14 protein-coding genes are annotated in these 13453 nt (G+C 71.0%); 6 read left to right on the top strand and 8 right to left on the bottom strand.

Features of this window, described 5'->3' with window-relative positions; genetic code table 11:
* Positions 1 to 62: 62 nt before the first annotated feature.
* Entirely contained in the window at positions 63 to 470 is a 408-nt protein-coding gene (locus tag C4T42_RS08985) for a hypothetical protein (protein WP_042670689.1), read from the bottom strand.
* A 198-nt stretch (positions 471 to 668) separates the two neighbouring features.
* Positions 669 to 860, bottom strand: a complete 192-nt coding sequence (locus C4T42_RS08990; RefSeq protein WP_091677546.1) for a hypothetical protein — start codon at positions 858 to 860, stop codon at positions 669 to 671.
* 87 nt (positions 861 to 947) lie between these two features.
* Here C4T42_RS08990 and C4T42_RS08995 point away from each other — a divergent pair, with 87 nt between their 5' ends.
* Entirely contained in the window at positions 948 to 1220 is a 273-nt protein-coding gene (locus C4T42_RS08995) for a hypothetical protein (RefSeq protein WP_020093263.1), read from the top strand.
* Positions 1221 to 1275: 55 nt separating this feature from the next.
* Here the strand turns inward: C4T42_RS08995 and C4T42_RS09000 are convergent, their stop codons facing one another.
* Together C4T42_RS09000 and C4T42_RS09005 are read right to left on the bottom strand one after the other, a co-directional pair.
* A complete protein-coding gene (locus C4T42_RS09000) occupies positions 1276 to 1902 on the bottom strand; it encodes a cell wall hydrolase (protein WP_103985008.1) in 627 nt (208 codons plus the stop codon).
* Positions 1903 to 2038: 136 nt separating this feature from the next.
* The gene (locus C4T42_RS09005; protein WP_020093265.1) at positions 2039 to 2365 is read right to left on the bottom strand and encodes a multidrug efflux SMR transporter; all 327 of its coding nucleotides are present in this window, start codon (positions 2363 to 2365) and stop codon (positions 2039 to 2041) included.
* Positions 2366 to 2701: 336 nt separating this feature from the next.
* Between C4T42_RS09005 and C4T42_RS09010 the strand changes: the two genes are divergently transcribed.
* Positions 2702 to 3931, top strand: a complete 1230-nt coding sequence (locus tag C4T42_RS09010) for a serine hydrolase (RefSeq protein ID WP_103985009.1) — start codon at positions 2702 to 2704, stop codon at positions 3929 to 3931.
* Between the two features lie 49 nt (positions 3932 to 3980).
* On the opposite strand, the gene C4T42_RS09015 is transcribed toward C4T42_RS09010, so the two are convergent.
* The gene (locus C4T42_RS09015) at positions 3981 to 5393 is read right to left on the bottom strand and encodes a DUF4105 domain-containing protein (protein ID WP_056523253.1); all 1413 of its coding nucleotides are present in this window, start codon (positions 5391 to 5393) and stop codon (positions 3981 to 3983) included.
* A gap of 632 nt (positions 5394 to 6025) precedes the next feature.
* Here C4T42_RS09015 and C4T42_RS09020 point away from each other — a divergent pair.
* Positions 6026 to 6454 (top strand): MucR family transcriptional regulator, encoded by a 429-nt coding sequence (locus C4T42_RS09020; protein ID WP_020093268.1) that lies wholly within the window; start codon positions 6026 to 6028, stop codon positions 6452 to 6454.
* 219 nt (positions 6455 to 6673) lie between these two features.
* Here C4T42_RS09020 and C4T42_RS09025 read toward each other — a convergent pair whose 3' ends face one another.
* A complete protein-coding gene (locus C4T42_RS09025) occupies positions 6674 to 7627 on the bottom strand; it encodes a PAS domain-containing protein (RefSeq protein WP_244603190.1) in 954 nt (317 codons plus the stop codon).
* Between the two features lie 63 nt (positions 7628 to 7690).
* Here C4T42_RS09025 and C4T42_RS31465 point away from each other — a divergent pair, with 63 nt between their 5' ends.
* The 3 genes from C4T42_RS31465 to C4T42_RS09035 all read left to right on the top strand — a co-directional run bounded on the left by C4T42_RS31465 (position 7691) and on the right by C4T42_RS09035 (position 10245).
* Positions 7691 to 7909: a hypothetical protein gene (locus C4T42_RS31465; protein WP_128083362.1), complete on the top strand. Its 219-nt coding sequence runs from the start codon at positions 7691 to 7693 to the stop codon at positions 7907 to 7909.
* A 496-nt stretch (positions 7910 to 8405) separates the two neighbouring features.
* Positions 8406 to 9341: a sugar kinase gene (locus C4T42_RS09030; RefSeq protein WP_042672778.1), complete on the top strand. Its 936-nt coding sequence runs from the start codon at positions 8406 to 8408 to the stop codon at positions 9339 to 9341.
* Positions 9342 to 9450: 109 nt separating this feature from the next.
* On the top strand, positions 9451 to 10245 hold the full coding sequence (locus C4T42_RS09035; RefSeq protein ID WP_042672775.1) for a DUF502 domain-containing protein: 795 nt from the start codon (positions 9451 to 9453) through the stop codon (positions 10243 to 10245).
* A gap of 311 nt (positions 10246 to 10556) precedes the next feature.
* On the opposite strand, the gene C4T42_RS09040 is transcribed toward C4T42_RS09035, so the two are convergent.
* Positions 10557 to 10880, bottom strand: coding sequence for a hypothetical protein (locus tag C4T42_RS09040; protein ID WP_042672773.1), 324 nt, complete (start codon positions 10878 to 10880; stop codon positions 10557 to 10559).
* A gap of 297 nt (positions 10881 to 11177) precedes the next feature.
* Positions 11178 to 13397 carry an ATP-dependent DNA helicase RecG gene (gene recG / locus C4T42_RS09045; RefSeq protein WP_244603191.1) on the bottom strand — a complete coding sequence of 740 codons (2220 nt, stop codon included), beginning with the start codon at positions 13395 to 13397 and terminating at the stop codon, positions 11178 to 11180.
* Positions 13398 to 13453 lie beyond the last annotated feature (56 nt).

The following is a 13453-nucleotide window of genomic DNA, read 5'->3' on the forward strand; positions in this document are numbered from 1 at the left end:
ACGGCCGTTGCCGCCGCCGCGTACGTCCTGATCCACATGGACTAGGTTGCCCGGCGACGCCCCTACAGGGTCCGACAATTCCCGTAGCTGACCTTGACGTCGTTGCGCTCCTCGGGATTGAGCTGCGCCTCGACGAAATTCATCTTGTTGAGGTCGATCAGAAGGAAGTAGACGCCGTTCTGACACTTGATCGCGTTGCGCGGCGTGCGCTCGTTCAGCCGCGGCGAGGCCGTCTGGCACTCGTAATAGTCGGAGCGCCCGGCCGAGATCACGGTCAGCAGGCCGCCGCTGGAGACCAGCGAGAATGTCCGGGCCTTCTGGGATTGCGGTTTGGCGCCTTCGGGTGCGGCGACATCGAGACTGGTCGACGCCTCCACCGTACACGTCATCGGACGGCGCAGCTGGGGGACCGCGGGCGTGATGCTCAGCAGGAGGAGCGCACCAGCGAGCGCTACCCGTTCGGCGATCATCGGCGAGGGATCCGTGATTCGTGGGTAGTTTCTACCCAGAAGCTAGACCGTTATCCATCCTTGTAAATGCCGCCTGCTCGGATCGATGGGCCGATCAACAGATTTGCCGCCCGCTCCATTGCATCGCGCCAAGGATTACGGGCCAGGCCGGTTCTTCCGCCGGGACCCGATCCGACCGGAATGCCGGCGGAGCGCGCTCTAATCCTCCAGGGCGTCCGGATTGTCGTTGGCGGCCGGATCGGGATCGCGCCGCGCCGCGATCTCCGTACCGATCTCCATGAGCAGCAATCGGGACAGGAGCTGCATCGTCGCCGTGCCGTGCGCGGCCACGAGTTGATGGGCCAGGATCGTCGCCTCCACCATGCGGTCAAAACCGTCGTCGTCGGACATGGCGGTGCAGTAACCTGGTTGAATGCCGAGCATACAACTTAAAGGTAAGGATCCGGTTCGACCGCCCGCGCAGAAACAGGATTTCCCATGATCCCGACCGTCCAGGCCGACGCGCTCCTGGGGAGACTGGCCGAGGCCCTGGGGAGCCCGGTCGAGATCTTCTTCGCCGAATGCGCGCCGGCGACCGGGCGCACATCCGGGGACGCGTCGCCGGATTGCGACGCGCTGCCGACGCTGGAGCTGCTCCGTCTGTGGGAATCGCTGCGGGAGCCGGTGCGCCGGGAGCGGGTGCTGGCCGCCGCCCGGCAGGAGGCCCGAACCCTGCGGGCGAGCCGCGCGGAGGACGCGGCGGCCGGCTGACCGGAGCTCACCGCGCGCAGATCCGGGACGCGGCTGTCGGATCGGGCCGCCTTGATCAGGGGCCCGCGGCGGGCGGCGCGGGTACGGCCGCGAAGGTCAGGGCCGTCGCGGGCAGGGCGGGCGTGGCCGGCCTGTCCTGCTGAGCCGGCTTCTCCAGCTTCTCCAGCTTGGCCGTGCGCCTGTCGCGCTTCTCGTAGAAGGCGTTGCCGCCGGCGACGGCCACGTAGTGCATGTTCGTGTAGGGGAAGCGGTGGCCCGCGGTGTGGAAGAACATCGCCTTCCCGACCTTCGGGTGCCGCTCGCCGGCCAGGACGGCGTCGGCGGCGTCGGCGACCTTCTGCAGGTCCTTCTCCTGCATCGGCTTGGTGAGGACGCCCGGCGCGAACTGGCCCGGCTGCCCGACCACCGCGCAGATGCCGCCTGGGAAGATCGCGTTCTCGAGCCGGTTCATCACGACCGTGCCGACGGCGACCAGCCCGTCGCTGTCGCTCCTGTTCGACTCGAAGTACATGGCGCGGCCCAGACAATCGCGCTCGGCGTCGCTGACGACCATCGGCGGCTTGCGGTCGGGGATCGATCCCGTCGTGAGCACCGGCGACGCGGTGTTGCAGGCCCCCAGGCCGCCGGCCGCCGCCAGAACGATCAGTGCAGGACCGACCTTCGTCCTCTCGCTACCCCGCATGCATCCGCGCTCCGTGCTCCTCCAGCCTGACCAGCCGGGCGGTGTTCCGCTCCGACCGGACGAAGGCCAAGCTTGACGGCATGTTCGCGGCGAGGATGTGGCGAGGCTGTCCCGTTTCGGGACCGGACCGGGAGCCTCAGTGCTGGCCCTGACCCGCGGCCAGGACGGTCACGCCCAGGGCGATCACCCCGATGCCCACCAGCATCGTCGGGTTGAGCGCCTCGCCGTACAGCCACGCGCCGCCGAGCGCCGCGCCGATCATGCCGATCCCCGACCAGATCGCGTAGACCACGCCGATCGGCAGCATGTCCATGCTGGTCGACATCAGCCACAGGGCGGTGCCGTAACCGAGCGCCACGATCACCGTCGGCCCCGGGCGGGTGAGGCCGTCGGCGGCCTTCAGCGCCAGGGTGGCGGTCACCTCCGCGCCGATGGCGAGCCCGAGGATCAGGTACGGATTCATGGCACGGCGGACTTTCGGGCTGCGCGGGCTGGGTGAGTCGGGCGGTCGAGGCGTGTAGAAACAGGTTCGAATCGGACGCCCGCGCGGACGGGGCGGCGCTGGGCCGGCCCGGATCCGCGTCGAAACGGCCGCGGACGTCGGCGGCCGCCGGACACAAGGCCACAGATCCGTGAACATTTCCGAACCGGCGGCTCGCCGCTTCGCGGGCGACGGACCGGCCCGGCGCCGGGGCCGATTGGGGCTTTCGTTAAGGCCTGCTGATCATGGTGACCGCGCGCCGTCCCGCCCCGGGGCCGGCCGCGCGACAGCGACGATCCAGAGCGACACAGATCCAGCATGACCGCGTCCTTGGCGATCCCGGATTCTCCGGCCCGCGCGCGCCGGGGCCGCCGCTGGGGCGCGATCGCCGCGGCGGGCGGCGCCGCGATCGCGGGCTGCGCCTGGACCGCGGCCGCGCTGATCAACGTCCCCGATCCCGTCACCCTGACGGCGCTCGCGGTCATCGAGCCGTCGTCGGTGGGCACGTGGTTCCCGAGCCGGATCGTCCAGGCCCCGGCCCGGGCGAGCGACCTGCCGGCGCGGCCGCGCCCGATCCTCGACCGCGTCCCCTGGAAGGGGAAGACGGTCCCGCTGATGACGGTGCTGGAGGCGACCCACACCAACGCGTTCCTGGTGCTGCAGGACGGCATCCTGATCCACGAGTGGCAGCGCGCGGGCACAGGACCGGAGACACTGTTCCCCTCGTGGTCGGTGGCGAAGTCCATCGTCTCGCTGCTGGTCGGCGCCGCGGTGGCGCGGGGTCAGCTCGCCGAGACCGACCGGGTCTCCACCCTCCTGCCCGAGCTGCGGAACGGCGCGGTCTTCGGCCAGATCACCGTGCGCAACCTCCTCGACATGGCGAGCGGCATCGCCGTGCCGGAGAACTACGACCCCCGGCATCCCCTGACCGGCACCGCCGGCATGTACCTGACGCGCGATCTCACGGCGTTCGTGCGCGACAACGCCCACCTGGCGTTCAAGCCCGGCACCAAGGGCCGCTACCGCAGCATCGACACCGAGCTGCTCGGCCTGATCCTCGCCCGGGTCGAGGGCAAGCCGCTGGCCGACATCCTCTCGGAGCGGATCTGGAAGCCGATGGGCGCCCAGGCCGACGCCACCTGGAACCTCGACCGGCCCGGCGGCATCGAGAAGGCGTTCTGCTGCATCAACGCGACGGCCCGCGACTTCGCCCGCCTCGGCCTTCTGGTGGCCGACCAGGGCCGGTCGGGCGATCACCGCATCATCCCGGGCCGCTGGATCGAGCGGATCATGACGCCGGCCCGGCGCGACGTCGACGGCTGGCAGTACTCGGCCCAGTGGTGGCACGCCCCGGGCGGCGAGGACGACGACATCTCGGCGATCGGCGTCTACGGCCAGTACATCTACGTGAACCGCGCGACCGGCACGGTGATCGTGAAGCTCAGCGACCACGGCGCCGAGCAGGACGAGGTCGACACGCTGGCGGTGATGCAGGCCATCGCGGGCGACCTCGCTGCCGGTCGCCCCGCCGCCCGCAAGGACCCCTGAGCGGGCGACCGCGGTCCCGAGTCCCGATCGGGCCGGGATCAGGCCGGGATCAGGCTTCTGTCGGGCCGGCTCCCGGCACGGAGGGCTGCCGGGCGATCGGGCTCAGGGGCGCGAGGTCCCGCGCCCGCCAGTTGCGCAGGAGCCGCCAGCCGACCCGCTTCCAGGCGATCGACGGCACCGGCGAGGCCGGATCCACGAGGGCGCTCAGCGCCCGCGTGTAATCGAGCACGAGGCCCGGGGTCCAGGTCATGGACCGCGCCCCGTTGCGCAGGAAGGCCGCCGCCCAGAACTCCGGCGTGGTCAGCGCCGCCGCGAGCCGCCGCCAGGGATGCCCGCCGCGGCTGAACGCGCCCTCCACGGCGATGTCCAGCGCCCGCGCCACCGTGGTGGAGCAGTTGCGGCTGATGAAGTTGTAGGTGGTGTCGCGGCTGTACTGCGCCCAGAACGCCCGCAGCCGGGCGGCGTCGATGCCGTTCAGCGTCACCGCCACCGTCGCGGGGCACCAGTCCGCCACCTCCGCGGCGTGCGAGGGCAGGAAGCGCCCGGGCACGTCGTTCTCCGGGCCCGCGCGCAGGCTCGAGCGCAGGTTGGCGGGGGAGCGGTCGATCTCCACCGCGGGGTAGTGGCTGACGTAGAGGTCGTCGCCCTGCTGCAGGGCCGCGTGGCCGGTGGAGAAGCGCCCGGCCTTGTCGACGGAGGCGACGTAGCGCCGGATCAGCCGCTGGCCGGCGGGGGTGGTCGCCTGCCCGGTGGGCGTCCAGACATAGACCGTCAGGCTGCCGGGCTCGTCGCCGCCGACCGACACCGCCGGCTCGGCGGTGCCCAGGCGCCGGGTGCGCAGCCCGACCAGCGCGAGGTTGGCGCCGTTCAGGATCAGGAACATGCCGATGCAGTAGCCGACCGTGCCGGCGTACCAGGTCGGCCAGGGCTGGAGATGGAACAGGCCGAAGGCGATGCTGAGGCCGCCGAGGGCGACCGACATCCGCCAGCCAGCGAATTTCAGCAGGCCGGCGATCGTGATCCGGACGAGGCCGTCGACCACGAAGGCGACGCCGAAGATCATGGCGAGCAGGAAGGTGCTGTGCTTCGTGGCCATCATGATCAGCACGGCCATGACCGACAGCAGCGCGCCCTTGGCGAGGCGCAGGCGGCGCGCGGCGCCGATCGCGGACGCGCCGACGAGGAGGGAACTCACGCCCTCGGCCAGGAGGATCAGGCCGAACCACCGGTCCGGGACGTGGAGCGCACCGTCGAGGGAATCGATCACCACCAGGAGGCCGAGCGACGACCACAGCAGGCCGGTGGCGGCGATGAGGTGCCAGTGACGGCGGACCGCGGCCCGGCCGACGAGCAGCATCCAGAGGGGCGGCATCCGGCCGCCGACCGCGTCCGCGGCGCCCGGTCCGGGCGCTTCGAGCGCGGAGAGCGCGCGCGGGATAGTGGTCGCACAGGGTCCGGACATAGGGGTCGCCCTCGATAGCGCGCGTCGACGGGCCTCTCGCACGGATGCCGCCGTGCCGTCACGGCCGGAACGAGGCTCCCGACGTGCGAGCGTTTCGCGACGCGCCCGGCGCACGATCCACGCCTTGCCTGAGAACTTTGTTAATCGCGGCCCGGTCGCGGCGCCAGCGCCCGCGGAGAGGCCGTGGAGAAGCGCCACGGCCCCCGGGATCCCGTCGCGCGCCGCCCGACCGATGGTCAGCAGGGACGCGGGCCGCGGTCCGATTGACCCGTAACCGGGCGGCATCCGCGATCCGTCCCTGTCTCCGCCGCTGATTCGCGCCCCTGCAGCCCGTCATCGCGCGGCCGTTCGCAGTCATCGCGGACAGCCTCACGGACCGGAGGCCGAAACTGCGCACTGTTTGCGAGACGCCGCAGGCCTGGCAACCTCATGTTGCCTCGCAAGAACAGAAAGTGTTCAAAGAACATCCTAAGATAAAGTATAGACAAAATAGACAGTTTTTGTATAGTTACGCGCCAATCTTGGCACACTCGAAGCAATTCGGCGCATGCTTGGGCGGTAAAATCTGATCCTAGCCTCAGCTTTATCGATGCGCCGGTTTTCATGCCTCGAATTTTGGTACTGGGGGATTCATGAACACCATCGATCTGAACGAAAAGACCTCGGACCTGAACACAGACCTGATCAAGTGCACGGCATCACTGGTCGCGGCCTACGTGTCTCGGAATGCGGTGGGCGTGGGCGACCTGCCGGTTCTGATCGACCAGGTGCACACGGCCATATCGGTGCTGCAGGGCGGCGGCTCGGGATCCGGTCCCGGCTGGACCGGCCCGACGGCGGCGCAGATCGAGGCTTCGATCCAGCAGGACGGCCTGATCAGCTTCATCGACGGCCGGTCCTACAAGACCCTGAAGCGTCACCTCACGGCGCACGGCCTCACGCCGGAGCGTTACCGGGCGAAGTACGGCCTGCCGGCCGACTACCCGATGGTGGCCCCGGGCTACGCCGCCAAGCGCTCGGAGATCGCCAAGGCGATCCAGCTCGGACACAAGGCGGCCTGAGGCGGCCAGGCCCGCACCGCCCTGGATCGGCGGCCCCGTCCGGGCCGCCGCGGGACACGGGCGCGGGGATGCCTGACGGCGGATCGCCCGATCCGCCCGTCCCGGTCTCCGCGCTGGGGTCGGGGGGCCCCCGGGGGGCCAGCGCGGAGACCGACCCCGATGACCCGGTGGGGCGGGGCAGGGCAGATCCCGCGAGCGCCCGTCGGCCGCGCGGGCCGCTCAGACCCGGGCGACCGCCAGGGTCCCGTCATCGATGGGGACGAACCGGACGCCCGCCCGGCGCAGCGCCTCGACCGCGTGCAGGCGGGACCGGCTTCCCCGATGCTCGCTGTCCTCTTCCAGACGCCGCACGGTGGAATGCGACAGGCCGCTCGCCTGAGCGAGCTCCATCATCGACCAGTCGAGGAGCGCCCGCGCGGCCCGCAGGTGGTGGCCGCTCACGGAATGCTCCAGCCCCTCGTGCAGGCCGCCGGGGGGCGGGGCGTGGTTGCGGACGGGGTATTTGAGCCCGCAGCGCCCCAGATAGGTCCCGTCCGGATCCCAGACGGGCATCGTGAGGATCCGGAAGTGCCAGAGCTCGCCGTTGGCGAGGCGCTCGTGGGCGCCCCCCTGGAAGAACGCCCGCCGCTCGATCTGCTCCAGGGCCGCTGCCCGGAAGCCCGCGCGCTCCTCGGGAACGATCAGGATATACGGCTCGGCGCAGATCTCCTCTAGCGGGAGCCCGTGGACCTGGGCGACGGCGAACGGGATGTCCCGGACGCGGTCGAGCCCCATCGAGAAGGTCGTGATGTGCTCCGTGAGGTAGAGCGCGCTCTGCCGGCGGCGCTCTTCCTGCCGCAGGCGCGCCAGCTGTTCGCGGTCGCTCACGTCGAGCGCCGTGCCGCTGAGGGCGACGGGCCGCCCCTCCGCCGAGACGCGCACCTCCATCGTCAGCGAGAGCGTGCGCACCGTGCCGTTCGTCCGGATCACCCGGACGATGACCTCGCGGGGCACGTGCCCCTGCCGGATGTCCGCCAGCGTCGGCATGAGAGGCCGGTCCTCGGGATGGATCAGGCTCAGCAACAGGTCGTAGCGCGCCTTCGCGGCGTTCGGAACGAGCCCGAGCAGCCGGTAGAACCCGGGCGACCAGACCTGCTCCTCGCCCGCGAAGATCCAGCTCCAGGCCCCACTCACGCCCCGACTTTCCGTGAGAGTCAGGAACTCTCCCGACGAGAAAGTCAGAGCGCTTAAAGCAGTATGGAACATCTCAGCACCGTTCGAACCGTATCACCGTTCCCGCCGTTCGGCCACGAGAATTTTTTCGGCACAACACTTCACCATTCATCCGGAATTTCTTCAGATCCGGCACGTATCTCCATCGAGATGGCGCCCGCGATCGACAAACATCTTGCATCGACATTCCAGCCCGAGGCGGTTTGTTCCCGATCGAACGGATTCGTTCCTGCCGCGCTGTGAACGGAGGTTTCCGGGATCCTCGACCGCATCCCGCCCCTCAGTGCGTTCGGCACACACCGTCACGACAGCAACGCGACCGGATCTCGCTCGACAATGACCCCTGTCGCGAAGGAACTTCTCTGACCTTCGGTGTTTAAGAATGGTGATTTTCCGCTCCGGCATTGAATCGAACTTCAGAAAAGCGCGACGTCGAGGTTCTATGACGAGTCATGCACGCATATTACAGATTTTATTGTGAATTATACTAATTGTATATGATTCATAATCGGTCATGGTGCGTATATTACAATACGTTTGCCAAATTATCGATATGCAAATCCCACGAAATCGAGCGACTGGCGCGCTGATCCTTGGATCGTCGAGGCTCCTCAGACGGGCGCGCGACGGGGCCACGCGAGCGCGGCCGTCGCGGCGAGGTCGGGACCGGGACCGGTGGCGATTGACAGGCCGGGCCGTACAATGCGGGGACACGGGGTCGCGCACCGGGAGGAACCGCATGAGGGTCGCCTGCATCGGCGAGTGCATGGTCGAACTGTCCGAACGCCCGGACGGGAATCTGGTCCGGGGCTTCGGCGGCGACACGCTGAACACCGCGCTCTACCTCGCGCGCCTCGGCGTCGCGGTGGACTACGTGACCGCGCTGGGCGACGACATCTGGAGCGACGAGATGGCGGCGGCCTGGGGCCGCGAGGGCATCGGCCTCGACCGGGTCCGGCGCCTGCAGGGCCGGATGCCGGGCCTCTACATCATCCGCACGGATGCCGACGGCGAGCGCAGCTTCCACTACTGGCGCGACCGGGCCGCGGCCCGGGACCTCTTCACCGAGCCGGGCGCCGCCGAGACGGAGGCGGAGCTGGAGCGCTACGACCTCGTCTACCTGTCCGGCATCAGCCTCTCGCTCTACGGCGAGACCGGGCGCGCCGCCCTGTTCGAGACGCTGTCGCGCCTGCGGGAGCGGGGCGGGCAGGTCGCCTTCGACACCAATTACCGTCCCCGCGGCTGGCCCGACCGGGACGAGGCCTGGGCGGCCTTCCGCGCGGCCCTGGACCTGGCCGACGTGATCTTCGCCTCGGCCGAGGATCTGGACTGGCTGTTCGGCGCGGCGGGCGAGGACGAGGTGCTGCGCCACCGCGGCCGGGCCGAGATCGTGCTCAAGACCTCGGACGGATCCGGCCCCGTCGCCCGGGTGCTGCACGGCCGGGCCGACACCGCCGTGCCGGCCGGGCGGGCCGCGCGGGTCGTCGACACGACGGCGGCGGGCGACAGTTTCGCGGCGGGCTACCTCGCGGCGCGCATCGCCGGGCTGGCACCGGAAGCCGCCGCCGCCGAGGCGCACCGCCTGGCCGGGGCGGTGATCGGGCATCGCGGCGCCGTGATTCCCCGGGACGCGATGCCGGTCCCCGCCGCCCGACCGCCGGGTGCGGACGCCTGAGGGAGGCGGGGCCGCCCTTGAGGCGGACAAGCGCAACCGCTACCTCTCTGCCAGCGGGGGACGGCCCCGCAGCGTCATCGCCGCGCGTGGTGCGGCCGAGAGGGCACCCGTGGCGCCGATTCCCCCGCCGATCCAGGTTCCCGAGCCCGACGCCGCGGCGGGCGGCGGCACCCCGAAGACGCGGGTCAGCGCGCGCGGCCGGCTGCGCACCTATTTCCTCACCGGCATCATCGTCGCCGGCCCGCTCGCCATCACGGCCTACATCACGTGGTGGTTCATCGCGCTGATCGATTCGTTCGTGAAGCCGCTGGTCCCGGCGAGCTACCTGCCGGACCACTACCTGCCGTTCTCGATCCCGGGCCTCGGCCTCGTGATCGCGTTCCTGGCGGTGACCCTGCTGGGCTTCCTCACGGCGAACCTCGTCGGACGCTCGGTGATCGAGTTCGGCGAGGTCCTGCTGGCGCGGACCCCCGTGATCTCCGGCCTCTACAAGGGCCTGCGGCAGATCTTCGAGACGCTGTTCTCGGCCAACGGCACCTCGTTCCGCACGGTGGGGCTCGTGGAGTTCCCCGTGAAGGGCACGTGGTCGGTGGTGTTCCTGTCCGCCCCGGCGGCCCACGAGGTCGAGGGGGCGCTGCGGGCCCGGGGGGCGCCGGCGGACGACCTCGTCGGCGTCTTCCTGCCCTGCGCGCCCAACCCGACCACGGGCTTCTTCTTCTACCTGCCGCGCGCGGAGGTGGTGGAGCTCGCCATCAGCGTCGACGACGCCGCCAAGCTGGTGATGTCGGCCGGGGTGATCCAGCCGGAGGACCCGCAGGGCCGCCTCAACGCCATGGCGGCCACCTTGCGGACGGCCCAGCAGGCCGGCGGACCGCTGCCCCGCCGGGAGCCGCAGGACGCGTGATGCGGCGCCCGGTCGCCGGCTTCGTCGCCGTCTCGGCGGCCGGAGCCACCCCGTGTCGCGCCACGGTGCAGGACGTCCCGCTGCCCTGGGTCGCTGCGCTGCGCTCGCGATGACGGCAGCGTCGAAGCGGGGACGACCTCCGGTCCGCTCAAGGGGCCTTCCCGAGGCGCCGGCGCGCGATCCAGGCCTCCTGCGCGCCGAGCTCACCGCTCCTCGGCTTGAGGGAGACCGTGGGATTGGCGGCCATCGTCCACGAGAAAGGCCGCCCCGCGCGCGCGGGACGGCCCTGAAATGATCAGACTGCTATCGGCTCAGCGCTGCAGCGAGGCGGTCTGCGGCGCGATGGTCGGCGGCGTCGCCTGCGCGACCGTCACGGCGCTGCGGGGCGCCGTCGGGCCCCAGCCGGAGGCGCATTGCAGGGTGAGGGCGAGGCCCAGCGCGATGCAGAGCCCGTTGGCGGCCAGCCAGAAGGGCCGGGACGCCCGACGCACGGCGGCCTGCAGCTCGTCCGCGGTCTTGCCCGCCGCCTCGGCGGCGCTATCCGAGATCGGCAGGAGCCAGGGCTCGGTCGGCAGGGCGTGGGCACCGGCCATCTCGTGGGAGCCCGGCAGGCCTTGGAACAGTCCGTTCGACATGTCCGTCCTCCAGATTCGTCCGTGATGTCCCGGCTTACCGGGCCATTCGTTCATCTCCAGTTAAGGGAAGAATATGGCTGATGCAAGGTCACGAGGCCTGTCCGGAGCCTCCCGGACCGCCCGTACGGCGCCGCCAAGCTTCCGCGCGATCCCGTCAAACCTCTGAAACGAAACACTTTTCCAGAGAGCCTGTGACATCGGCGCATCGGAGTACCGATCCGGTCGCGCGGCGGCGATTCCGGATCCGGCCGTTCAGGAAGGCCGGACTTTCCTGAACGAATCCGTTCAGGAAACCGTTCATCCGGCCCCGATCAGCCGGATCGCGGCCTCCCGCTCGAACAGGTAGAGCAGCACCCGCAGCGCCTGTCCCCGCGGACTCTTGAGGCCGGGATCGCGCTCCACGATCATCCGCGCGTCGTCGCGGGCGGCCTCCAGCAGGGCGGCGTCGCTCTCCAGCCGCGCCAGCCGGAACGCCGCCATACCGGATTGGCGGGTGCCGAGCACCTCGCCCTCGCCGCGCAGCTTCAGGTCGGCCTCGGCGATGCGGAAGCCGTCCTCGCTCGCGCGCATCATCTCCAGCCGGGCCCGGGACACCTGCCCGAGGGGCCCCCGGTAGAGCAGCAGGCACGAGGAGGCCTTCGAGCCGCGCCCGACCCGGCCGCGGAGCTGGTGCAGCTGCGCCAGCCCGAAGCGCTCCGCGTGCTCGATCACCATGATGGTGGCCTCGGGCACGTCGACTCCGACCTCCACCACCGTGGTCGAGACCAGGAGCTTGGTCTCCCCGGCGGCGAACCGCGCCATGGCGGCGTCCTTCTCGGGGCCGGGCATCTTGCCGTGGATCAGCCCGACCGCGTCGCCGAAGTGCTTCCGCAGATCGTCGAAGCGCTCGGCCGCGGCGGCGAGGTCGACGAACTCCGATTCCTCCACAAGGGGGCAGATCCAGTAGACCCGCTCGCCCCCGGCGATCGCCCGGGCGAGGCCGGCCACGACCTCGTCGATCCGCTCGGTCGGCAAGGTGATCGTCCGGATCGGCTGGCGGCCGGCGGGCTTCTCGTCGAGGATCGAGACGTCCATGTCGCCGAAGAAGGTCAGCGCCAGGGTGCGGGGGATCGGCGTCGCGGTCATGACCAGGAAGTCCACCGCCTCGCCCTTGGCGCCGAGCGCGAGGCGCTGGTGGACGCCGAACCGGTGCTGCTCGTCCACCACCGCGAGGCCGAGGTCGCGGAACGTCACCGCCTCCTGGAACAGGGCGTGGGTGCCGACGAGGATGTCGATCTCGCCCGCGGCGAGGTCGGCCAGCGTGCTTTTCCGCTCCGCGGCCCGGTCGCGGCCGGTCATCAGGCGCAGGCGCAGGGGGCCGGCCAGCGGCCTCAGCCGCTCGAAATGCTGCCGCGCCAGGATCTCGGTGGGCGCCATCAGGGCGGCCTGACGCCCGGCCTCGACCGCCGAGGCCATGGCGAGCAGGGCCACCGCGGTCTTGCCCGAGCCGACATCGCCCTGGAGCAGGCGCAGCATCCGCCGGGGCGCCGCGAGGTCGGCGCGGATCTCCGCCACCGCCCGGCCTTGCGCGCCGGTCAGCGCGAAGGGGAGGGCGGCCTCGAGGCGCCCGCTCAGGGCGCCGTCGCCGGCATTGACCCGGCCGGCCTTGCGCCGCTGGCGGGCGCGCAGGAGGGCGAGCGCCAGCTGCGAGGCGAGGAGCTCGTCGTAGGCGAGCCGCTTCCGGGACGGCGTCGCGGGCGGCGGCTGGAGCGGGTCCTCGGCCTTCGGGGGCGCCTCCTCGGGGCGATGCTCGAGGCGGAGCGCGTCCGCGAAGGCGGGCAGGCGGTTCCGCTCCAGCCAGGCCGCGTCCTGCCATTCCGGCAGGACCGGCAGCCGGTCGAGGGCCGCGACCGCGAGCTTGTTGATCGCCCGGGAGGTCAGCCCCTCGGTGGCGCCGTAGACCGGCTCGACGGCGGGGAGTTCCGCGAGGCCCGCCTCGTCCACGATCCGCGACGGGTGGACCATCTGGCGGGTGCCGTCCCAGAGGTCGATCCGGCCGGTGATGTAGCGGTGCGACCCGAGCGGCAGCATCTTCTCCACCCGGGCTCGGGGCATGCCGAAGAAGACCAGGGAGATGTCGCCGGAGGCATCCTCCACCAGCACCCGGTGCGGGCGCCGGCCGGGCCCGGCCTGGGCCGGGCGGTGCGCCACCACGGTGACGCCGATCGTCACCGGCTCGCCGGTGGGGGCCTCGCTGATCGAGCCCATCAGCTTCCGCGCCACGCCGCCCTGGGGCAGGTGGAACAGCAGGTCAACGACCCGGGCCTCGCGCTCGGGGGTGCCGAGCAGCTTCTCGATGAGCGGCGCCATCTTCGGCCCGATCCCCGGCAGGGCGCGGGCCGGCGCGAAGAGCGGGTCGAGGATGCTGGGCCGCAGAGGTGGGGCGACGGCAGGCGCGGGGGCGGCCTCCGCCGCCGGCGCCTCGGCCGCGTCGGAATCGTTCAAGGCCGGGTCCTGAGTCGCGCGTGCATCTGTCATGGCGGTTCGGCGGACATGGTGCCGGAGGCGCCTTATCATCCGGTGCATCCCGGCGC

The organism is Methylobacterium sp. 190mf (assembly GCF_900107945.1).
Taxonomy (GTDB): domain Bacteria; phylum Pseudomonadota; class Alphaproteobacteria; order Rhizobiales; family Beijerinckiaceae; genus Methylobacterium.